The sequence below is a fragment of the Pseudogulbenkiania sp. NH8B genome (assembly GCF_000283535.1).
Lineage (GTDB): Bacteria > Pseudomonadota > Gammaproteobacteria > Burkholderiales > Chromobacteriaceae > Pseudogulbenkiania > Pseudogulbenkiania ferrooxidans.
The window spans coordinates 4,229,292-4,250,278 of record NC_016002.1 but is presented as its reverse complement, the minus strand read 5'-3'; the positions used below and the strand labels follow the sequence as shown (position 1 = coordinate 4,250,278).

The window sequence follows — 20,987 nt, the reverse complement described above, 5'->3', positions numbered from 1 at the left end:
CCGTGCCGGCGCGCTCAGGGCGCCGGGTACTTGCGCGCATTCTTCACCAGCTTGTCGCGCACCGCCGCGTCGAGGTCGACGCCGGTGACGCTGGCCAGCCGCACCAGGTACATCAGCACGTCGGCCAGTTCCTCCTGCAGATGGGTGAAGCGCGCCGGGTCTTCGGCCAACCTGGCCGCCTCGTCGTCGGAGAGCCACTGGAAGATTTCCGCCAGTTCCCCCACCTCGCCGGTCAGCGCCAGCACCAGGTTGCGCGCGGTGTGGTAGCGCGGCCAGTCGCGTTCGAGGGCGAACTGCTCCAGGGCGGCGGCGAGGCCGCTACTGTCGATCAGGGGGTGGGTCATACGAGGCGGCTCCTTGGGAATGGAGCGACAGTGTTTCACGTGAAACCGGCGTTGGCAAAACCCGGCCGTGCCGTCACGCCGTGGCACGTTCAGCGAAACCGGCCGGCGCGCAGCATCAGCCCGGCCCGTTGGCCCCGGCAGGGGTAGCGCCGCACCGCCGCGAGCGAGGCCCGCCGCCCGGCCCGGCCGTCACAACTCCTCGTGGATCCAGGCCCAGGCGGCCGGGGTCTCCTCGCTCGGGAAATAACGCAGCGAGGCCAGCGTGAACGGCCGCACCAGCTTCACCATCCATTCCTGCCAGGTCTCGTCGCCGACCACGGCGATGCGCTCGAAATCGGCGTAGTGGCGGGTGCCGAACTTCATGTCGTCCCACACCGCGTGCAGGTCCCAGCCGTGGAAGTCGTCGAACTGGGCGTACAGCCGCGCCTTCTTGCCGTCGCGCAGCGCCGCTTCCACCAGCGGCTCCAGCGTGCGGTAATCGACGTCGTGCAGCGTGCCGCGCAGCTTGATGGCCACCACCCGGGACGAGGGACTCGTCAGCGTTTCGATCATCGTCGTCTCCTTGCGCCATGCCCTATTTCCAGTATGGCTCGCCCAGCGGCGCGAAGGGGCGCAAATCACGGCCGCGCCGGCTACGGCGTGGTCTTGCCTTCGGCGGCGTCGATCTGCTGCTGCAACTGCTGGTTCTGGCTGTCGACGGTGTGCTGCACCGCCTTGGCCTGGTCCAGCATCTCGCGTTGCGGCGCGGCGATCTTGGCGGGCGGCGGCGGTTCGCAGGCGGCGAGCGCCAGCAGCAGCAGGACGGAGGAAGGGCGCATGGCGGCTCCTGAACGGTGAGCGGGTCAGCTTCCGTTGTAGGCCGGGGAGGCCGCCATGGCAAAACGGCCAACCTAAAAGGTTGGCCGAAGAACGGGGGATTACGCCGGGCGCTGCTTGAAGAAGGTGATCGGCGCGCTGGCGGGGATTTCCGACGGCGGCGGCGACTTGAGGACGTGCTTCTTCATCTTGCCCATGACGTGCATCTCGCACGGGCGGCATTCGAACTTCAGGGTGTAGGTCTCGTTGCCGGACTTGAGCACCATCGGGTCGGCGCGCACCTGCCCCATCACCCCCTTCACCCCCTTGGCCTGCTTGGGGCACAGGTTGTAGGAGAAGCGCAGGCAATGCTTGGTGATCATCAGGCTCACCTCGCCCTCCTCCTGGTGCGCCTCGTAGGCCGGTTCGATCACCTCGACGCCGTGCTTTTTGTAGAAATCCCACGCCAGCGCGTTGTAGACGTTGGCCAGGTAGCTCAGGTTCTTTTCCGGGTAGGCCACCGGCGGCTCGAACGGCGCCTTGCGCGGCTGGCGCGGCCAGGCGGCGAGGCGCGCCGCTTCCAGCCGCTCGATGGCGTCGCGGCGCAGGCCGTTGACCACCGAGGCCGGCACGAACCAAGGCTGGGACAGATGCAGCGCCACGTCGTGCGCCTGGAACATGGTGTTGCCGAGCTTGGCGAGATTGTCGCGCAGCCCGGCCTCGGCGCGGGCGGCGTCCTTGGCGGGCTCCAGCGCGATGGCGGCGCTGACCGTGGCGCTGCAGCCGTCCTCGTCGGTCACGGTCAGCGCCAGGCCGTCGGCGCTCTCGGAGAGCGTCAGCCACACCCCGACGCGGCGCTCAGCCGACTTCTTCAGCAGCGCCAGCTCCCAGGCGTGGTCGCGGTTGCGGCTGAGGTCGGTGCCGGGCTTGAGGCCGACCAGCACGCTCGGGTCGTTCGGCTCGCAGCGCCACAGCAGGTCGCCGCCGGGCACCTTGCCGACCTGCTTCACGGTGTTGAGCTGCATGCCCACCACTTCGCGCTTCTTCATGAAGTTGATGCCGTCGCCATTGGACATGGTCTCGGGGGTGGCGATCTCCAGCCAGGTCTCGCCCACCTGGTGCACCGTGCCCAGCGCCACGCCGACGAACTTGGGCGAATCGAAGGCGCCGATGTCCTGCTTGCGGCCGGTGGCGAAGTAGTCGGTGGCGCCGCGGTGGAAGGTCTTGTCCGGGTCGGGCGCGAAGAAGATCTCGCTGCTGCCGCTGGCGGCCGGCGCCAGTTCCGGGCGGCGTTCGAAGATTTCGTCCAGCAGCAGGCGGTAGTGGGCGGTGATGTTCTTCACATAGCTCACGTCCTTGTAGCGGCCCTCGATCTTCAGCGAGCGCACGCCAGCGTCCAGCAGCGCTTCCAGGTTGGCGCTCTGGTTGTTGTCCTTCATCGACAGCAGGTGCTTGTCGAACGCCACCACGCCGCCCTTCTCGTCGGTCAGGGTGTACGGCAGGCGGCAGGCCTGCGAGCAGTCGCCGCGGTTGGCGCTGCGCCCGGTGTCGGCGTGGCTGATGTAGCACTGCCCGGAGAACGCCACGCACAGCGCGCCGTGGATGAAGTACTCGATGGTGGCGGGGTCGGCGCTCTCTGCCACGCTCTGTGCGATCTTGGCGATCTGCGGGATGGTCAGCTCGCGCGCCAGCACGATCTGGCTGAAGCCGGCGTCGGACAGGAAGCGCGCCTTGTCGGCGTCGCGGATGTCGCATTGGGTCGAGGCGTGCAGCTGGATCGGCGGCAGGTCCATCTGCAGGATGCCCATGTCCTGCACGATCAGCGCGTCGACGCCGGCGTCGTACAGTTGCCAGATCAGCTTGCGCGCCGGCTCCAGCTCGGCGTCGTGCAGGATGGTGTTGAGCGTGGCGAAGATGCGCGCGTGGTAGCGGTGCGCGAATTGCACCAGCCCGGCGATGTCCTCCACGCTGTTGCAGGCGTTGTGGCGCGCACCGAAGGAGGGCCCGCCGATGTACACCGCATCCGCCCCGTGCAGGATCGCCTCGCGCCCGATCTCGGCGCTCTTGGCGGGGGACAACAGTTCGACTTGATGCGGCAACAGACTCATGCGACGGCTTCCTTGCTGGGGGGTGGGGGTGCGCGCGGGCACGCGACAGGGGCGGAAGTATAGCGGAATCAGGGATTTAGGTGTAGGGCGGAAGCCTGACTGAGCAAGGTAGCGCAGCGTTGCGAAGGAACGACGTTCCGCCATCAGCCACGATGACGGGAAGATGGAGCGCGCTGTGGCGGAACCCCCGGCTTATGCCGGGGTATCCGCCCTACCCGATGACGCGGAAGATGTCCCAGCGCTGCGTGCCGGACACCACGTGCGGCTCCAGCGCGCGGCTCCACGCCGCGTGCGCGTCGAGCGAGCCGAGCTTGCGCCATACCGCGTCGAGTTCGGCCAGATCGGCGATCTCGACCTCGGACTGGATGGTGGATTCCCTGGCGCCGATCGAGCCGTTCAGCAGCCGCACCCGCTCGGGGGTCCAGCCGACCTGCGAACCGATCTCGCGCAACCAGCGCTGCATCTCCGCCACCACCTCGGGCTTGTGGCCGAACTTGGCCTCGATGCTCCAGCGGGCGATCATCATGATGGGTCTCCTTCCCTGATGCCAGGAGCCTTGCCCCGCCGGCGGAACTGCCTGCTGGAGCCAGGCTCATCCCCAGCATAGGTCATGCCGACCACCCCGCCAGCGCCATCGCGCCGGCCAAACGCTATTGGCTCAGCAAGGTCGCCAGCTCGTCCACCGCCTCGGCCCACTCGGCATCGCTTTCCAGCGCCTGGCGCAGAAAATCCGCCTGCGCCGCGCTCCAGAACGGCGCATCGGCCACCTCCATGCCGTGCTCCAGCCGATGCTTGGCCAGAAACGCGTCGATCGCCGCGACGTCGCCGCCCAGGCCGAGTTGCTGGAACAGCTGCGGCAGTTCGTGCTTACCGGTATCCATGTCGTTCTCCTTGTGGTGGATGAAATGGGGAATAAAGACTCACACAGACAGCTTAGTCGCTGCGCCGGCAGGAGGAAGGCCAAAACGCGCAAACAACGCCAAGCTCCCCCTCCCCCATTTGCTATAGTCATGCCTTCCCCCTCTCCATGCCATCGCCATGACCACGGTTCACCTCTCGCCCAGCGCCGCCCGCCACCTGCATCTGGCCGCCCAGGGCCTGTTGACGCCGCCCAGGCGCCGGGCCGGCAAGGGCGACGTGCTGGCGGCGATCCGGCGCATGGCCTTGTTGCAGATCGACACCATCCACGTGCTGGCGCGCAGCCCCTACCTGGTGCTGTTCAGCCGGCTCGGCCACTACGACCCGGCCTGGCTGGACCAATTGCTGGCCGAGGGCGCGCTGTTCGAGTACTGGGCGCACGAGGCCTGCTTCGTGCCATCCGAGGACTACCGCCTGCTGCGCCACCGCATGCTCGACCCGGCGGGCATGGGCTGGAAGTACTCGGTGGCGTGGATGGACAAGCACCGCGCCGAGATCGAGCAGCTGGTCCAACACATCCGCGTAAACGGCCCGGTGCGCTCGGCGGATTTCGCACGGCAGGGCGGCAAGGGCGACGGCTGGTGGGACTGGAAGCCGGAAAAGCGCCACCTCGAGGTGCTGTTCACCGCCGGGCGGCTGATGGTGGCGGCGCGCCAGCGTTTCCAGCGCGTCTACGACCTGGCGGAACGGGTGCGCCCGGACTGGGACGACGCACGCGACCTGCCGCCGCCGGAAGCCACGCGGCACGAATTGATCCGCCACAGCTGCCGCGCGCTGGGGGTGGTCAAGGCGGGCTGGGTGGCGGACTACTACCGCCTCAAGCGCGGCCGCTACGACGCCGCGCTGCACGCGCTGGCCGACGCCGGCGAACTGCTGCCGGTCCGCATCGAGGGCTGGCAGCACGACGCCTTCGTGCACGCCAGCCTGGCCGACGAACTCGCCTTGGCGGCGGACGAGCGGCTCAAGGCCAGCGCCACGGCGCTGCTGTCGCCGTTCGACCCGGTGGTGTGGGACCGCCGCCGCGCCGCCGAGCTGTTCGGCTTCGACTACCGGCTGGAGTGCTACACCCCGGCGCCGCAGCGCCAGTACGGCTACTTCGTGCTGCCCATCCTGCAGCGCGGCCGGCTGGTGGGGCGGCTGGACGCCAAGGCGCACCGCGCGCAGGGGGTGTTCGAGGTCAAGGCGCTGTACCTGGAGCCGGGGGTGCGCGTGACGCAGCGCCTGACCACCGACCTGCGCGCCGCCCTCGCCAAGCTGGCCGCCTGGCACGGCACGCCGCAGCTGGCGGTCCAACAGGCACCGCACGGGCTGGCCGCCGCGCTGGCGGGAACGGGAGGCGCTTGAAGGAGGTCGTGCCCTCCCGGGCCACGCCGAGGAACTTCCGCCGCGCGAATCGCCTCTGACCTATTCCAGATGACGCGGAGAAATCTCTATGCCGAAGTCTTACCTTCCCCTCGCAATCGCGCTGGCGCTGGGGCTTGCCGCCTGCAGCGACAAACAGACGACCAAGCTACAGCAGTCGGCCTCGGACGCGATCGGCGCGGTGCATAGCACCGTCGAGGCAGCAAGCGCCCCGGTGGGCGAGCTGAAGCAGGAAGCCAGCGCCGCGCTGGGCACGGCGGCCAACAAGGTCGGGAGCGCCGCGGCGGCCCTCAAACCCGAACTGAAACAGCAGATGGACAAGCTGAAGCAGCAAGCTTCGGCGGTGAAGGAAGCGGTCAAGGGGCTACAGGAGCATTAAGCCCCCGCCCATGAAAAACGGCAGCCTTAGGCTGCCGTTTTTCATGGCGACACAGCGATGGCCCACGGGCGGCGGCGTGGCCATGACGGGCAGCGCCTCACCAATAACTCCCGATTTGCTCCATTTTTCCTCCCCACTCCTCACCTAGCATGGCCTCACCCGGTACCGAACGGGCGGGCGCGGGGTACGCCGTCTACCCCTCCTTCACGGTGGGGCACGCCGGCTTCGGCCAACCCTGGCGCCGGGTTCAGCCCAGCAGCCGGCGGTACTGCACGAAGCCGGAACGCTCGGCGATGCGGTCGTACAGCTGCATGGCGTCACGGTTGGTCTCGTGCGTCAGCCAGTGCACACGCGAGCAGCCATCCGCCGCCGCCTGACGGTAGACGTGCTCGATCAGCCGGCGTCCGACGCCGCGGCCACGCACCCCCTCGGCCACGTACAGGTCCTGCAGGTAGCAGTAGTCGCCCACGGTCCAGCACGAACGGTGGTAGACGGTGTGCACCAGCCCGACGGCCTCGTCGCCCTGCCAGGCCAGATAGGCGGCCATCGGTTCGGCCGGATCGAGCAGGCGCTGCCAGGTGACGGCGCTGGTGGCCTCGGGAATCGTGGTTTTGTAGAACGCCTGGTAGCCCAGCCAGAGCGGCAGCCAGGCGGCGTGGTCGGCGGCGCTCACGGCGCGGATGTGCAGTTCGGTGCTCAAAGGTTGGCTCCTGCGGGGAACGATCGCCACAGCATGCCGCAGGCCGCGCCGCGGCGACAGAACCACTCGCCACCGCCGCCAGGGAACCACTGGCACGGTACGCCCGGGGCACCGGCTCAAGAACGGCACCGTTGCGCCAAGGCAACAAATGAGCCCGATTTTTCGATCATCTGCCGCGATCGGTGGAGTTAAGTCTGCATTAAGACGGCGCTCCTACCCTGAATGGCAGCAAGTAAACAGGAGTACATCATGTTGAAAAATTCCCAGCACAGTTATGGCTGGCTGGCCCGTGCCCTGCACTGGCTGTCCGCCCTGGCCATCATCGCCGCCCTGGCCTTCATCGAATTCAAGGATGTCTTTCCCAAGGGCACGCCGCTGCGCGACGCCATGAAATTCGGCCATTTCCAGGCCGGTCTGATCGTCTTGCTGCTGGTGCTGCCGCGCCTGCTGTGGCGTCTCGGCAACCGCGTGCCCGAGATCACCCCGGCGCCGCACAGGCACAGCGCGGTGCTGGCCAAGCTCGCGCACTGGGTGCTGTACGCGCTGATGCTGGCCTTGCCGCTGCTGGGGATTGCGATCGTGCAGGGCAGCGGTCACGAACTGGCGTTCTTCGGCCAACCCCTGCCGGTGCTGTTCACGCTGGACCGCGCCACCGCCCACGACCTGAAAGAAGTGCACGAAACGCTCGGCAACGTGCTGTTGTGGCTGGTGATCGGGCACGCCGCCGCCGCGGTATGGCACCACCGCTTCGTCAAGGACAACACCCTCACCCGACTCACCGGCCCGCTGCGCTGACCGGGCAATGGCGATGCCGCAATAAAAAAGGTTGGCCGAAGCCAACCTTTTTCTTTGCCCGATCGCCTGAGCGCTGCTCAGGCGCCCTCGCCCAGCCCCTGCTGCGTCAGCAGCAGCAGGTCGAGCGACGCAAGCCCTCCGCCCTGCCGGAGCAGGATCAGCTCGTCGCGATGCGCCTGCGCCAGTGTTTCCACCAGTTCCTCACCCTTGGCCAGCAGGCTCACCTCGACGCAGCGGCGGTCCTCCCTTCCCGGTCGGCGCTGCACCAGGCCTTGCGCCTCGCAGCGCGACACCAGCCCCACCACGCTGTGATGATGCGACTGCAGCCGTTCGGCCAGCTCGGCCACGGAGGCCCAGTCCCGCCCCGGATAGCCGCGCAGTTGCAGCAGCAGCTGGTATTGCTGCGGGGTCAGACCGTGCTGTTGCGCCAGCTCCTCGCTGAAACGCAGAAACAGGCGCAAACGGTAACGGAAATCGGCCAGGTGCTCGAAATCGCGTTTCGACAGGGAGGAATGGAAGGTCATGGCTGGATCGCGGGCTGAATTCTGGGGCACCCTAGCACAAATCGCCCTCCCGCCCTACAGCAGCGGCAGCACCAGCAGCCCGATCACCAGCGCCCACAGCAGCGCCCCGACCGAAAACACCGTGTAGGTAACCGACAGCGTCCGCACCCAGTGATCGTGCTCGAACAAGGCGTCCAGCCCATGGAGAATCAGCCCGGCCGAGGCGAACAGCCCGGTGACCCCCGCCAACAGGTTGAACAGCGGGCTCGGCACCATCAGCGTCAGGGCGGACAGCCAGATCGGCAGCGGGGCGATCGCCGCCAGACGGTAGCAGTCACGGTACGCCAGCGGGCGGGTGCTGCGCACCGAGTGCCGGATCACGTAGCCCATCAGGGGCACGCACAGCCAGCTCACCAGCAGGAACAACAGCGCGACGTAGCACCATTGGCGGAAGGGCACCGCGGGCGCGTACACCTCGCCATGAAAGTACGCGGCGTACACGATCATCGCGCTGCTGAGCAGCGACGCCGGCAGCACCACCTTGCCGAAGCTGGCCGCCGGCGAGGGATGGCTCCTGGCCAGTTCATCCCAGCCGTCTTCCGACGATATCAGCATGCGAACGGGCGTAAGCAGACTCATGGCAAAGCTCCTTGGTTTACGGCGATGGCCTCTCTAATATATCGCATTGCGATATATTTACAAGCCATCCTTTGATTCGCCGTACAAGCAGCTTTGCCAACGTTGGCCGGCGCTGAGGCAAAGCGGCGTCCCTCCCCTCTGCCGCCACGCCCCTGTCCGCCGTGCAAAAAAAACGGACCGCCTCGGCGGTCCGTTCACGTCGGCGCTAACCGGCCTCGGTTCAGATCTTGTCGTACAGCTTGGCGCCGCCCTTGACGAACTCGATCGACTTCACCTCCATGCCCTTGGCCAGCGCCTCCTCTGCAGCCAAGCCCTGCTGCGCGGCAAAGTCGCGCACGTCCTGGGTGATCTTCATCGAACAGAAGTGCGGGCCGCACATCGAGCAGAAGTGCGCCACCTTGGCACTATCCTTCGGCAGCGTCTCGTCGTGGAACGAACGCGCGCGGTCCGGGTCGAGGCCGAGGTTGAACTGGTCCTCCCAGCGGAACTCGAAGCGCGCCTTGGACAGCGCGTTGTCGCGGATCTGCGCGCCCGGGTGGCCCTTGGCCAGGTCGGCGGCGTGCGCGGCCAGCTTGTAGGTGATGATGCCTTCCTTGACGTCGTCCTTGTTCGGCAGACCGAGGTGCTCCTTCGGCGTGACGTAGCACAGCATCGCGGTGCCGTACCAGCCGATCTGGGCCGCGCCGATGGCCGAGGTGATGTGGTCGTAGCCGGGGGCGATGTCGGTGGTCAACGGGCCCAGGGTGTAGAACGGCGCCTCGTGGCACCACTCCAGTTCCTTGTCCATGTTTTCCTTGATCAGCTGCATCGGCACGTGGCCCGGGCCTTCGATCATCACCTGCACGTCGTGCTTCCAGGCGATCTGGGTCAGTTCGCCCAGGGTCTTGAGCTCGCCCAGCTGCGCGTCGTCGTTGGCGTCCCACACACTGCCCGGACGCAGGCCGTCGCCCAGCGAGAACGCCACGTCGTACGCCTTCATGATGTCGCAGATTTCCTCGAAGTGGGTGTAGAGGAAGTTCTCCTTGTGATGCGCCAGACACCACTTGGCCATGATCGAACCGCCGCGGCTGACGATGCCGGTCATGCGGTTGGCAGTCATCGGCACGTAGCGCAGCAGCACGCCGGCGTGGATGGTGAAGTAGTCGACGCCCTGTTCCGCCTGCTCGATCAGCGTGTCCTTGAAGATGTCCCAGGTCAGATCCTCGGCCTTGCCGTTGACCTTCTCCAGCGCCTGGTAGATCGGCACGGTGCCGATCGGCACCGGCGAGTTGCGCAGGATCCACTCGCGCGTCTCGTGGATGTTCTTGCCGGTGGACAGGTCCATGATGGTGTCGGCACCCCAGCGGATGCCCCAGGTCATCTTGTCCACTTCTTCCGAGATCGACGAGGTCACCGCCGAGTTGCCGATGTTGCCGTTGATCTTCACCAGGAAGTTGCGGCCGATGATCATCGGCTCGGATTCCGGGTGGTTGATGTTGTTGGGGATGATGGCGCGGCCGGCGGCCACTTCCTGGCGCACGAATTCCGGGGTGATGGTGTCGACCATGCCGGCGCCGTAGTTCTGGCCCGGGTGCTGGCGCGTCATCAGCTCGACGAGGCGCGCGTTCTTGCCGCCGGCGGTCTTGAGCGACTCGAGGTAGGCGGCGCGGTTCTGGTTCTCGCGGATGGCGATGTATTCCATCTCCGGGGTGATGAGGCCCTGGCGCGCGTAGTGCATCTGGGTCACGTTCTTGCCCGGCAGCGCGCGGCGCGGCTGGCGCGTCAGGTTGAAGCGCAGCTCGTCGAGCTTGGCGTCGGCCTCGCGGGCGCGGCCGTACTCGGAGCTCAAACCGGCCAGCTGCTCGGTGTCGCCGCGCTCCTCGATCCAGGCGGCGCGGATCGGTGCCAGGCCGGAGCGGATGTCGATCTGGGCGGCCGGGTCGGTGTAGGGGCCGGAACAGTCGTAGACGTAGATCGGCGGGTTCTGCTCGCCGCCGAACTGGGTCGGGGTGTCGGCCTGGCTGATCTCGCGCATCGGCACGCGGAGGTCGGGGCGCGAGCCTTCGACGTAGATCTTGCGGGAGTTGGGCAGCGGCTGGATGGCGGCTTGGTCCACCACCATTTCGGTATTCAGGTTGGTCGGCGCGTTCATCGGTCGGTCTCCGTGGTTGCTTCGATGAAACAGCGCAGGGAGCGGAACGCCGGACGACGGGGCCATGGGCGGGAAGTACGGCGGGAGCCGGACTTCAATTAAAGACGCTTCCCTACGCCGGTATTATCCGGGTCAGGTTCCAAGGGTGTTTCTCACCGGCGCCCCGTGTTTATGTAAAAAAACCAATCCTTCGATGGGGACTGGCTCATAAAAAACGGGGGCAGGACCCCTAGCGATGCTGTGAAGGTACGGTAAATATGGGATAATCGCAAGTTATTGTCGACAAAGCCCTTCCGGAGTGAACTGATGGATTTTGAGAATGCCCGCTTCAACCTGGTCGAACAACAAATTCGTCCGTGGGATGTGCTTGACCCCAAAGTACTCGATCTGCTGTTTCACGTGAAACGTGAGGATTTCGTGCCGGACGACAAGCGCACGCTGGCCTTCGTCGACACCGAACTGCCGCTCGTCAACGGCCACAAGATGCTGCAGCCGAAGGTGGAAGCCCGCCTGGTGCAGGACCTCGGCCTGAAGCCGGAAGACAAGGTGCTGGAAATCGGTACCGGCAGCGGTCACGTCACCGCCCTGCTGGCCAGCCTGTCGCGCCACGTCTACAGCGTCGACCTCGACCCGGTAATGAAGGAAATGGCGGCCAAGAACCTGAAGAAGGCCGGCATCAGCAATGCCACTCTGGTCGAAGGCAACGGTATCGACGGCTACGCCGCACAGGCGCCGTTCGACGCGATCCTGGTCGGCGGCTCGCTGCCGGTGGTGCCGGACAGCCTGAAGCAACAGCTGGCCGTCGGCGGCCGCATGATCCTGGTGGTCGGCGACGAGCCGGTGATGACCACCAAGCTGATCGAGCGCGAGAGCGAAACCGTCTTCCGCGAGACCAACCTGTTCGAAATCTGCATCCCGCGCCTGGCCCACTCCGAGGCGGTCGAGCCGGAACGGTTCAGCTTCTGATGGTCAAGGAAATCAGCGCCGGCGAGCTGGCACAGTGGCTGGCCGACGCCAGCGCCGAGCAGCCGGTGCTGCTGGACGTGCGCGAGGACTGGGAAGTGCAGCTGTGCCGCATTCCCGGTTCGCTGCACATCCCGATGAACCTGATCCCCCTGCGCATGAGCGAGCTGCCGGACGACCAGCCCATCGTCACCGTCTGCCACCACGGCGTGCGCAGCTTCCAGGTGGGGCTCTACCTCGCCAATGCCGGCTTCGAGCCGGTGATCAGCCTGCGTGGCGGCGTCGAGGCCTGGGCCTGCGACGTCGATCCGACCATGGCGCACTACTGAAGCCGCGCCATTTCCTTGCTCAAGGCCTTTCCCTCACGCCGTGCGGGAACGGCCTTTTTGCTGACCGGTCTTAGCATCGGAGCGCGCTCGCCAGCCGGCCCCGGGCCGACGCCGAGCCGCTTGCAAGCGTGCCAAGCCCCCCGTTCTTCTGCGACAACAACTAACGCCATGCCGCAACTCGACTATCTCGCCCCCACCCTCGCCCGCGTCCATCCCGCCTGGGAGACCGTGCTGAGGTCGCCTGCGTGTTTCAAGGCCCTGAGCCAGATCGACCGCACCCTCGCCAATGAAGCCGCCGCCGGCAAGACCCTCTACCCGCCGCGCGAGCAGATCTTCCACGCCCTGAGCTACGCCGCCCCGGCCGACGTGCGCGTCGTCATCCTCGGCCAGGACCCCTACCACGGTGCCGGCGAGGCCATGGGACTGTCGTTCTCGGTACCGCCGGGCGTGCGCATCCCGCCCAGCCTGCGCAACATCTACAAGGAAATCGCCGCCGATCTCGGCACCGGCCTGCCGGCTTCGGGCGACCTGACGCCTTGGGCGCGGCAAGGCGTGCTGCTGCTCAACAGCGTGCTGACGGTGGAGGCCGACAAGGCCGGCAGCCACGGCAAGCCGGGCTGGCAGAACGTCAGCGACGCGCTGATCGACGCCGTCAACACCGAGAACCCCGGCTGCGTGTTCCTGCTGTGGGGCAACTGGGCGCAGGGCAAGGCGGAACGCATCGACACGCGCCGCCACAAGGTGCTGTGCGCCGCCCACCCCTCGCCGCTGTCGGCCAGCCGCGGCTTTCACGGCTGCCGTCACTTCTCGCAGGCCAACGCCTGGCTCGCCGCCGCCGGGCGCAGCGTGATCGAGTGGGCACCCGCCGCCGAACAATCGCTGCTGTTTTGACCCGGTCCCTCTGCGGCCCGCTTCCCAGCGGGCCGGCCTTGCCCTAAGCTTGGAGTCCCGCAACTCTTTTTCCCCACCGTGGACATATTCATATTACTGTTGCTGATCCTGCTCAACGGCGTGTTCGCCATGTCCGAACTGGCGCTGGTGTCGTCGCGCAAGGTCCGTCTTCAGCAATGGGCCGACGACGGCGACAAGGGCGCGCAGGCCGCGCTCAAGCTGGTCGAAGAGCCCACCCGCTTTCTCTCCACCATCCAGATCGGCATCACCTCGATCGGCATCATGTCCGGCGTGTTCGGTGAAGAAGCCATCGCCCAGCACCTGGCCGCCTGGCTCAAGCAGTACCCGCTGATCGCACCGTATAGTGAGCCGCTGGCGTTCGGCGTGATGGTGGTGACCATCACCACCCTATCGCTGCTGTTCGGCGAGCTGGTACCCAAACGCCTCGCCATGCACAACCCGGAACTCTTCGCCGCCGTGCTGGCGCGGCCGATGAAGCTGCTGTCGCGCGCCACCGCGCCGCTGGTGCGCGTGCTGAGCCTGTTCACCGACGCCATCCTGCGCCTGATGGGCGCCAAGAAGAGCAAGGAGCCTTCCATCACCGAGGAAGAGATCAAGGTGCTGATGGAACAGGGCGCCGACGAAGGCGTGTTCGACCGCGCCGAGCAGGAGCTGGTGGAAAACATCTTCCGCCTCGACGACCGCAAGGTGGCGTCGATCATGACGCCGCGCAAGGACATCATCTCGCTCGACATCGAGGACGACCACACCAGCAATTGCCAGCTGATGCAATCGCACCCCTATTCGCGCTACCCGGTGTGCAAGGGCGGCATGGACCAGCTGATCGGCATCGTCGACGCCAAGCACCTGCTCGACCGCCTGCTCTCCGGCGGCAACGTCGACTTCACCGCCGGCATGCACCCGCCGCTCTACGTGCCGGCCACGGTGTCGCTGATGCAGTTGCTGGAGCAGTTCAAGCGCGCGCGCATCCACATGGCGCTGGTGGTGGACGAGTACGGCGAGCTGGAAGGCCTGGTGACGCTGCACGACGTGCTGGAGTCGATCGTCGGCGGCCTGCCGGCCGGTCCGCAGGAAGACGAACAGCTGATCATCCAGCGCGACGAACACAGCTGGCTGGTGGACGGCATGGTGGCGCCGGACGAGCTGCGCGAGCACTTCGCCATCGACAGCCTGCTGCCCGGCGAGGACACCGGCAACATCCATACCCTGGGCGGCGTGGTGATGTTCCAGCTGGGCCGGGTGCCGGTGGCGGCCGACCGTTTCGAGTGGAACGGCTTCGCCTTCGAGGTGGTGGACATGGACAAGACCCGCGTCGACAAGGTCATGGTCAGCCGCCTGCAGGTACCGTCGGCGCAGGAGGAAGAGCCGCCGGCAGCGTAAGCCGTCGGCATCGTGCCGCATCTTCCTGCAACGCCGCCCTTGGGCGGCGTTTTGCTGTCTGGTCGTCGCCCGTCATGGCACGCTTGGCAAAAGCGCACTACGCTGAAATTGACCAGCCTGGTTGCCGGCAGGCACCGGGCTTCAGCGATATGAGGACCGCAGCATGCTCGAACACACCCTGGCCGCCCCCGTCGAAGCGTGGGTCAAGTCGTTCCGCCACCATCTCAACCTGCCCGTCGCCATCGTACTGCCCTCCGGCCAGAGCCTGGCGCTGGGCGACTTCGAACAGCCCCGTCTGGCCATCCGCGTGCGCTCCTGGAAGTCGCTGCCGCTGTTGCTGTCGCCGTCGGTGGACCACCTCGCCACCGCCTACGTCGAGGGCGAGCTCGATCTGGACGGCACCCTGGACGACATCATCGAGCTGGGCTACGCCTTCGCCCTGGCCGAGAACCCGGTGCCCGGCGCCAGCTTCCAGCCCGGCCACGTGCGCCACACGCGCGAACTCGACCGCGAGGCGATCCGTTTCCACTACAACGTCTCCAACCGCTTCTACGCGCACTGGCTGGACCGCGACATGGTCTACTCCTGCGCCTACTTCGCGCACGGCAACGAGACGCTGGAGGAGGCCCAGCACGCCAAGATCCGCCACATCCTCACCAAGATCCGGCTGCAGCCCGGCCACACCCTGCTCGACATCGGCTGCGGCTGGGGCGCGCTGGTACGGCTGGCGGCGCGCGAATTCGGCGCGCGCTGCGTCGGCATCACGCTGTCCGAGGCGCAGTACGAGCACGCCGTGGAACGCGTGCGCCAGGAAGGGCTGCAGCGGCAGGTGGAAATCCGCTTGCAGGACTACCGCGACGTCGACGGCCGCTTCGACCGCCTCACCAGCGTCGGCATGTTCGAGCACGTCGGCCTCTCCAACCTGGTGGACTACTTCGGCACGCTGAACCGCCTGCTCGTCGACGGCGGCCTCGCCCTCAACCACGGCATCACCACCACCTCGGCGGCCAGCGACGGCACCGCCGGCGGCGGCGGCGACTTCATCGAGAGGTACGTGTTCCCGCACGGCGAGCTGCCGCATATCTCGCTGGTGTTGCGCACGCTGCAGGAAGGCGGGCTGGAGCCGATCGACGTGGAGAGCCTGCGCCGCCACTACGCCGTCACGCTGGCGGCCTGGGCCAGCCGCTTCGAGGCCGCCCGCGAGGCGATCCGCCAGGAAGTGGACGAAAAGACCTGGCGCATCTGGCGCCTCTACCTCGCCGGCTGCGCCTACGCCTTCCGCACCGACAAGGTGTCGATCTTCCAGGTGCTGTGCCAGAAGGCAGGCCAGGACGCCGCCACGCTGGCGTGGTCGCGCGACTACATGTACCGCGGCCGCTGAGTGGGCGTCTTCATCGTCAAAGGTTGGCCGAAGACCGCGCCTAGTCCTTTCAGGCTAGGCGCGTAGTGCCTCTTTCCCGGCGCGCCACCCCATCCGGCGAATAGTGCCTCGCCGCCGCGCTCCCTACCATGCAGAGTGACGGAAACCGTCCCGCTCACGGCACGGTACGTTGCCGAGGCCGCGCCGCCGCCGCGCCCGCCTCGGCAAGCGCCTATGGGAGAGTCCACGATGAAACAATCGCTGGCCGGCTTGAGCATCCTGCTCGTCGACGATCACGCGCTGGTACGCATGGGCCTGCGCACGCTGCTGGAAAGCGCCGGCGCCCAGGTGCTGGGCGAAGCCGACAACGGCGAGGAGGCCTTGCGCCTGTACGACGAAACCCGGCCCGACGTACTGATCCTCGACCTCTACATGCCCGGCATGGGCGGCTTCGCCACTCTCGAACGGCTGCGCGCGCGCCATCCCGCGGCGCGCGTGCTGATCCTCTCGGCGCACCATGAAGTGGCGATGCCGGTACGCGCGCTGCGCATCGGCGCCCTGGGCTACCTGTGCAAGCGCAGCGCCCCGCAGGAGTTCGTCAAGGCGGTGCGCCAGATCGGCAACAACCAGCGCTATCTCGATCCGCAGCTGGCGCAGCAGGTGGCGCTGGCCCAGCTGGGCGGCGCCGCCGACCCCTCCGAGGCGCTCACCGACAAGGAATTCGCCATCTTCCTGCAGCTCGCCCAGGGGCACTCGGTCAACGAGGTGGCGGAGGAACTGCACCTGAGCCCGAGCACCGTCGGCACCCACCTCTACCACATCAAGCAGAAGCTCAACGTGCAGAACGCCGCCGAATTGGCGCTGATCGCGGTGCGTTGCGGCCTGATCGACGTCTGATCGAGACCGATTACGACATGGCCGCCGCAGGCGGCCGCCCCCCTCCGTCCTAGCGAAAATCATGAGGCCCGGCGCCGGGATGCCGTGAGGCCGCATTCCCGGCATCGCCGACGCGCGCGCGCGTGACCGTGCCGACAATGATCCCAGATACCGCTGCACGAAACCGTCGCACGCCCTCGCCAGGCGGCGCTGTACGGCCGTCCGCCGGTCTACAGGAGCCGGGCGTCCCGCACCGGCCTGCCGAGGAAAGAGGAGCGCACCATGCCGAAAGAATCGACCGGGCTCAGCCTGGATGGCCAGGGCAAACCGCTGTGGCTGTCGCTGGAACTGACCTACCGCTGCCCGCTGAAATGCTCGTGGTGCAACAACCCGCTGGATTTCGACAAGTACACCGAACACGAACTCAGCACCGAAGAATGGAAACGCGTGCTCGCCGAAGCGCGCGAGCTGGGCGCGCTGCAGCTGGGCTTCACCGGCGGCGAACCAATGCAGCGCCCGGACCTGGAAGAGCTGGTGGCCTACGCCGACGAGCTGGGCTTCTACACCAACCTGATCACCTCGGGGGTCGGGCTCAACGAGGCGCGCATGGCGGCGCTCAAGCAGGCCGGCCTGAAGCAGGTGCAGCTCTCGCTGCAAGCGACCCGCGCCGCGCTCACCGACCAGCTGGTGGGCACCCGCGCCCACGCCCGCAAGCTGGAAGCGGCACGCCTGATCAAGGCGTACGGCTTCCCGATGGTGCTGAACATGCCGGTGTTCCGCCACAACATCGACCTGATCGACGAGATGGTGGCGTGGGCCGCCGAGCTCGGCGTCGAGTACATCGAATTTGCCAACATCCAGTACTACAACTGGGCGCTGCTCAACCGCGACGAGCTGATGCCGACGCGCGAGCAGATCCAGCGGGCCGAGGCGGTGATCCAGCGCTGGCGCGAACGGCTCGACGGCGCCATGACGATCTATTTCGTCATCCCCGACTATTTCGAAGACCGCCCCAAGGCGTGCATGAACGGCTGGGGCGCCATTCACCTCACCATCGCCCCCGACGGCGTGGCGATGCCGTGCCAGGAGGCACGGGTGATTCCCGGGCTGGAATTCCATTCGGTACGGGATCAATCCCTGGCCTGGATCTGGCACGACTCGCCGCTGTTCCGCAAATACCGCGGGCTCGACTGGCTGCCGGAACCGTGCCGTTCCTGTTCCGAAAAGGAAAAAGATTTCGGCGGCTGCCGCTGCCAGGCCTTCCTGCTCACCGGCGATGCCGGCAACACCGACCCGGCCTGCAGCCGCTCGCCGCAGCACGTCCTGGTGCAGGCGGCGGTGACGCAGGCGGTGGCGCCGCAGCGCTTCCGCAAGCCGCTGATCAAGCGTTCCGCCAACGGCGTCTGCACCAGCTTCATGGAGGAGTGAATGCGCCATCCCTACGACAGCGCCGGCGGCACCCTGCTGCTGGGCGCGCTGCTCACACTGCTGCTGTTCCTGCTGGTGCGCCTGCTGGCCGGCTGAGGAGACACCATGGACGCAATGACACTCGACCTGCTGGTGCGCTGGGTGCATTTTCTCGCCGGCATCGTCTGGGTCGGCCACAACTATTCCAGCGTGGTGCAGCGGCCAAGCTGGCGCCCGCTCAGCGCCGCGGACCTGACCGACGACCAGAGCCCGCGCTTCCAGGCGCTGCTCAACCGCGAGCACGGCACCTTCCGCTGGGCGGCGGTGCTGACCTGGTGCGCCGGCCTGCTGATGCTGTGGCAGCGCGGCATCCTGGCGTCGGCGCTGACCCTGCACGGGGCGCAGGCGCCGATCGGCGTCGGCCTGTACCTCGGCACGCTGATGATGCTCAACGTCTGGTTCGTGCTGTGGCCGCACCAGAAGAAGGTGCTGGGGCTGGTGCCGGCCAGCGTCGAGGAGCGGCTGCGCTGCTCGCGCATCACCCATCTCTCCTCGCGCACCAACACCATGCTGTCGCTGCCGCTGCTGTTCTTCATGGCAGCGGGCACGCACGGCGGCTTCCTGTTCGGCTGAGACCATGAGCCCGGCCTACAACTTCGCCTCCGGCCCGGCGCGCCTGCCGGACGCCGTGCTGGAGCGGGCGCGCGAGACCCTGCTGCTACGCGGCGCCGACGGCGCCTGCGCGCTGGAGCGCCCGTTCACCAGCCCGGCGTTCCGCGCCACGCTGGAGCGCGCCCGGCAGCGTCTGGCGGCGCTGCTCGACCTGCCCGCGGGCTACCGCGTGCTGTTCCTCGCCGGCGGCGCCATGCAACAGTTTTCCATGGTGCCGCTCAACCTGCTCGGCCCGTCGCGTCGCGCCGCCTACGCCGACTCCGGCTACTGGGCCGGCCGCGCCATCCGCGAGGCGCGCCGTTTCGCCGAGGTGGCGGTGGTGGCGCGCTACCAGGGCGACACCCCGCTCGCCGCGCCGCCGCTGGAGAACTGGCGGCTGCCGGACGACTGCGCCTACTGCCACATCACCCCCAACGAAACCGGCGAAGGCATCGCCTACCCCGCCCTGCCCAACACCGGTGCCGTGCCGCTGGTGGCCGACGCCACCTCCTGCTTTCTCGCCGCCCCGCTGGATATATCGCGCTTCGGGCTGATCTACGCCGGTGCCCAGAAGAACATCGGCCCGGCCGGGCTGACCGTGGTGATCGTGCGCGAGGATCTGCTGCAGCGGGAGGCGCGCTACGCCCCCGCCCCTTATTGCTATCGCCAGCAGCTGGCCGAGAACAACACCGTCAACACCCCGGTGGGCTGGGCCATCGAGCTGGCGGCGCTGGTGTTCGACTGGATCGCGGAATCGGGCGGTCTGGCGGCAATGGCAGAGGCCAACCGCCGCAAGGCCGAGCGGCTGTACCACGCCATCGACACCAGCGGCGGCTTCTACCGGGCGCCAGTGGCGCACGGCCACCGCTCGCCGAGCAACGTGCGCTTCCAGCTGACGGACGAGCGCCTCACCGAGCCCTTCCTGCAGCAAGCCGAAGCGGCCGGGCTGACGCATCTGCGCGGCCACTGTCACGTCGGCGGACTGCGCGCCAGCCTCTACAACGCCATGCCGGAAGCCGGTGTCGCCGCCCTGGTGGCGTTCATGGCGGACTTTGCCCGGAGACAGGGGTGAACACGGCGCCGTTTCATTGGGGCCGCCGCCCCGGGCTGGCGGGCGGCATCGACAAGAGCGGCGCGCAGGCGGCGGCTCTGCTCGCGGCCGGCTTTGCCGCGGTGGAGTTCGGCACCGTGACGCCGCAGCCGGTGCCGGGGCAGCAGCCCGGCGTGGCGGCGCTGGCCGCGACGCTGGCCCGCCTCGGGGCACGTGGCGACAGCGCCATCGGCATCGGCCTGGGCATGACACCCGGCGCCGCGCCGCCAGCGCTGCACGACGACTGGCTGTACGGCCTGCAGCAGGCGGCACCGGTGGCGGATTACCTGAGCTGCAATCTCAGCGCCCGGGCCTACCGTCCGCTGCTGGCGGCGGAGCACGACGCGCTGCTGCGGCAGGCGCTGGCGGCCATGGTGCGGGAACGCGATCGGCTCGCCGCGGCCTCCGGGCGCCGCCTGGCGCTCGCGCTCAAGCTGCCGCTGGCGTCGGTCCGGCTCGCCGTCGCCGCCGCCACGGCGGGGTTCGATGCCCTGATCCTGGTCCAGCCCGACGCCACGCCGGACGGCATGACGCTGCGCGGCCTGGCACACCAGCTGCATGGCGGTCCGGCGCTGATCGCGGTGGGCGGCATCCGCCGCGCCGCCGAGGTGCGTGCCGCGCTGGCGGCGGGGGCGCACGGGGTGCAGGTGCATCGCCTGTTCGCCGAGCACGGCCCAGCCTGCCTCGCCATGTTGTGCGAGGAGCGGCCGGCGCGGCCCGTCTCATGATTTTCACGAGCCGTTTTTGGCCCGCTGCCGCTGGCTGGCGTCCGGGCCGGGCCGAATAATCGTTACTGGAGCGGCATGGGGCCGCTCCGCAACCGAAGGAGACCGTCATGACCTGGGAAACCCCCGCCTACTGCGAAATCCGCCTTGGCTTCGAAGTGACCGCCTACGTCTACGTGCGCTGAGCCACGGGGCGGCAGCGGCAACAGCGCTGCCGCCCCCTTGCGCCGATCAGGAGCTACCGCCATGACCCCATCCCACCCGCTCGACCACGCGCGCCCCCGGCTGGCACCGCACTTCATGTTTCGCTGGGAGGCGAGCCAGCAGGCCTACATCCTGCTCTACCCCGAAGGCCTGATCAAACTCAACGTGTCGGCCGGGGAAATCCTGAAACGCTGCGACGGCCAGCGCAGCGTGGACGATATCGTCGCCGACCTGCAGGTCGCCTTTCCCGACAGCGCGGCACAGATCGAGAGCGGCACCCGGGCATTCGTCGACACCGCCTGCGCCAAGGGCTGGCTGCAGCTCATGGTAGCCGGCGCGCAACCCGCGCGCGACTGAACGCCCCCTACCGGCAATGGGCGCTCGACCAGCGCCCAGCGGTGTTCATTGTTGGCCGA

General features: G+C 67.7%; 25 protein-coding genes and 1 riboswitch. Of the genes, 15 read left to right on the top strand and 10 right to left on the bottom strand.

Translation table 11 applies throughout. From position 1 onward, the window contains the following. Positions 1 to 14: 14 nt before the first annotated feature. From NH8B_RS19710 to NH8B_RS19685, 6 genes are all read right to left on the bottom strand, one after another. Positions 15 to 344, bottom strand: a complete 330-nt coding sequence (locus NH8B_RS19710; protein WP_014088810.1) for a nucleotide pyrophosphohydrolase — start codon at positions 342 to 344, stop codon at positions 15 to 17. A gap of 189 nt (positions 345 to 533) precedes the next feature. Further along, entirely contained in the window at positions 534 to 896 is a 363-nt protein-coding gene (locus tag NH8B_RS19705) for a SpoIIAA family protein (RefSeq protein WP_014088809.1), read from the bottom strand. Positions 897 to 976: 80 nt separating this feature from the next. Further along, a complete protein-coding gene (locus NH8B_RS19700; protein WP_014088808.1) occupies positions 977 to 1,162 on the bottom strand; it encodes a hypothetical protein in 186 nt (61 codons plus the stop codon). A 99-nt stretch (positions 1,163 to 1,261) separates the two neighbouring features. Continuing rightward, positions 1,262 to 3,247 carry a peptidase U32 family protein gene (locus NH8B_RS19695; protein WP_014088807.1) on the bottom strand — a complete coding sequence of 662 codons (1,986 nt, stop codon included), beginning with the start codon at positions 3,245 to 3,247 and terminating at the stop codon, positions 1,262 to 1,264. 211 nt (positions 3,248 to 3,458) lie between these two features. Next, a complete protein-coding gene (locus NH8B_RS19690; RefSeq protein WP_008955423.1) occupies positions 3,459 to 3,773 on the bottom strand; it encodes a hypothetical protein in 315 nt (104 codons plus the stop codon). A gap of 124 nt (positions 3,774 to 3,897) precedes the next feature. Continuing rightward, complete coding sequence (locus NH8B_RS19685) at positions 3,898 to 4,128, bottom strand: DUF2789 domain-containing protein (protein WP_014088806.1); 231 nt, start codon at positions 4,126 to 4,128, stop codon at positions 3,898 to 3,900. A 157-nt stretch (positions 4,129 to 4,285) separates the two neighbouring features. On the opposite strand from NH8B_RS19685, the gene NH8B_RS19680 reads away from it, so the two are divergent. Together NH8B_RS19680 and NH8B_RS19675 are read left to right on the top strand one after the other, a co-directional pair. After that, positions 4,286 to 5,509, top strand: coding sequence for a winged helix-turn-helix domain-containing protein (locus tag NH8B_RS19680; RefSeq protein ID WP_014088805.1), 1,224 nt, complete (start codon positions 4,286 to 4,288; stop codon positions 5,507 to 5,509). 88 nt (positions 5,510 to 5,597) lie between these two features. Then, the gene (locus NH8B_RS19675) at positions 5,598 to 5,906 is read left to right on the top strand and encodes a hypothetical protein (RefSeq protein WP_008955420.1); all 309 of its coding nucleotides are present in this window, start codon (positions 5,598 to 5,600) and stop codon (positions 5,904 to 5,906) included. A 247-nt stretch (positions 5,907 to 6,153) separates the two neighbouring features. Here the strand turns inward: NH8B_RS19675 and NH8B_RS19670 are convergent, their stop codons facing one another. Beyond that, positions 6,154 to 6,606 carry a GNAT family N-acetyltransferase gene (locus tag NH8B_RS19670; protein ID WP_014088804.1) on the bottom strand — a complete coding sequence of 151 codons (453 nt, stop codon included), beginning with the start codon at positions 6,604 to 6,606 and terminating at the stop codon, positions 6,154 to 6,156. A 249-nt stretch (positions 6,607 to 6,855) separates the two neighbouring features. On the opposite strand from NH8B_RS19670, the gene NH8B_RS19665 reads away from it, so the two are divergent. Further along, positions 6,856 to 7,401, top strand: coding sequence for a cytochrome b (locus tag NH8B_RS19665; protein ID WP_014088803.1), 546 nt, complete (start codon positions 6,856 to 6,858; stop codon positions 7,399 to 7,401). A gap of 77 nt (positions 7,402 to 7,478) precedes the next feature. Here the strand turns inward: NH8B_RS19665 and NH8B_RS19660 are convergent, their stop codons facing one another. The 3 genes from NH8B_RS19660 to thiC form a co-directional block, all read right to left on the bottom strand. Further along, positions 7,479 to 7,925, bottom strand: a complete 447-nt coding sequence (locus NH8B_RS19660) for a MarR family winged helix-turn-helix transcriptional regulator (protein WP_014088802.1) — start codon at positions 7,923 to 7,925, stop codon at positions 7,479 to 7,481. Positions 7,926 to 7,979: 54 nt separating this feature from the next. Next, complete coding sequence (locus NH8B_RS19655; RefSeq protein ID WP_014088801.1) at positions 7,980 to 8,543, bottom strand: YIP1 family protein; 564 nt, start codon at positions 8,541 to 8,543, stop codon at positions 7,980 to 7,982. Positions 8,544 to 8,763: 220 nt separating this feature from the next. Continuing rightward, the gene (thiC, locus tag NH8B_RS19650; protein ID WP_014086803.1) at positions 8,764 to 10,674 is read right to left on the bottom strand and encodes a phosphomethylpyrimidine synthase ThiC; all 1,911 of its coding nucleotides are present in this window, start codon (positions 10,672 to 10,674) and stop codon (positions 8,764 to 8,766) included. 92 nt (positions 10,675 to 10,766) lie between these two features. Next, positions 10,767 to 10,915, bottom strand: a riboswitch (TPP riboswitch). Between the two features lie 65 nt (positions 10,916 to 10,980). Here thiC and NH8B_RS19645 point away from each other — a divergent pair. The 12 genes from NH8B_RS19645 (at position 10,981) to pqqD (ending at position 20,928) form a co-directional block, all read left to right on the top strand. Then, positions 10,981 to 11,640: a protein-L-isoaspartate O-methyltransferase family protein gene (locus NH8B_RS19645; protein ID WP_014088800.1), complete on the top strand. Its 660-nt coding sequence runs from the start codon at positions 10,981 to 10,983 to the stop codon at positions 11,638 to 11,640. Beyond that, entirely contained in the window at positions 11,637 to 11,966 is a 330-nt protein-coding gene (locus NH8B_RS19640) for a rhodanese-like domain-containing protein (protein ID WP_369751193.1), read from the top strand. The genes NH8B_RS19645 and NH8B_RS19640 overlap by 4 nt, the downstream gene beginning before the upstream one ends. Positions 11,967 to 12,134: 168 nt before the next feature. Next, positions 12,135 to 12,857, top strand: a complete 723-nt coding sequence (locus NH8B_RS19635; protein ID WP_014088799.1) for a uracil-DNA glycosylase — start codon at positions 12,135 to 12,137, stop codon at positions 12,855 to 12,857. A 99-nt stretch (positions 12,858 to 12,956) separates the two neighbouring features. Continuing rightward, on the top strand, positions 12,957 to 14,258 hold the full coding sequence (locus NH8B_RS19630) for a hemolysin family protein (protein WP_014088798.1): 1,302 nt from the start codon (positions 12,957 to 12,959) through the stop codon (positions 14,256 to 14,258). 163 nt (positions 14,259 to 14,421) lie between these two features. Further along, on the top strand, positions 14,422 to 15,639 hold the full coding sequence (locus tag NH8B_RS19625; RefSeq protein WP_014088797.1) for an SAM-dependent methyltransferase: 1,218 nt from the start codon (positions 14,422 to 14,424) through the stop codon (positions 15,637 to 15,639). A gap of 228 nt (positions 15,640 to 15,867) precedes the next feature. Further along, positions 15,868 to 16,515, top strand: a complete 648-nt coding sequence (locus tag NH8B_RS19620) for a response regulator (RefSeq protein WP_014088795.1) — start codon at positions 15,868 to 15,870, stop codon at positions 16,513 to 16,515. A 261-nt stretch (positions 16,516 to 16,776) separates the two neighbouring features. Continuing rightward, positions 16,777 to 17,922, top strand: coding sequence for a pyrroloquinoline quinone biosynthesis protein PqqE (gene pqqE, locus NH8B_RS19615; protein WP_014088794.1), 1,146 nt, complete (start codon positions 16,777 to 16,779; stop codon positions 17,920 to 17,922). Between the two features lie 105 nt (positions 17,923 to 18,027). After that, positions 18,028 to 18,534: a urate hydroxylase PuuD gene (locus tag NH8B_RS19610; protein ID WP_008955406.1), complete on the top strand. Its 507-nt coding sequence runs from the start codon at positions 18,028 to 18,030 to the stop codon at positions 18,532 to 18,534. Positions 18,535 to 18,538: 4 nt separating this feature from the next. Further along, positions 18,539 to 19,624 carry a 3-phosphoserine/phosphohydroxythreonine transaminase gene (gene serC / locus NH8B_RS19605; protein ID WP_014088793.1) on the top strand — a complete coding sequence of 362 codons (1,086 nt, stop codon included), beginning with the start codon at positions 18,539 to 18,541 and terminating at the stop codon, positions 19,622 to 19,624. Then, positions 19,621 to 20,370 (top strand): dihydroorotate dehydrogenase, encoded by a 750-nt coding sequence (locus tag NH8B_RS19600; RefSeq protein WP_014088792.1) that lies wholly within the window; start codon positions 19,621 to 19,623, stop codon positions 20,368 to 20,370. Before serC ends, NH8B_RS19600 begins: the two co-directional genes overlap by 4 nt. Before the next feature lie 107 nt (positions 20,371 to 20,477). Beyond that, positions 20,478 to 20,552 carry a pyrroloquinoline quinone precursor peptide PqqA gene (pqqA, locus tag NH8B_RS21425; RefSeq protein ID WP_081455968.1) on the top strand — a complete coding sequence of 25 codons (75 nt, stop codon included), beginning with the start codon at positions 20,478 to 20,480 and terminating at the stop codon, positions 20,550 to 20,552. Between the two features lie 61 nt (positions 20,553 to 20,613). After that, the gene (gene pqqD, locus NH8B_RS19595) at positions 20,614 to 20,928 is read left to right on the top strand and encodes a pyrroloquinoline quinone biosynthesis peptide chaperone PqqD (RefSeq protein WP_014088791.1); all 315 of its coding nucleotides are present in this window, start codon (positions 20,614 to 20,616) and stop codon (positions 20,926 to 20,928) included. Positions 20,929 to 20,987: the final 59 nt, after the last annotated feature.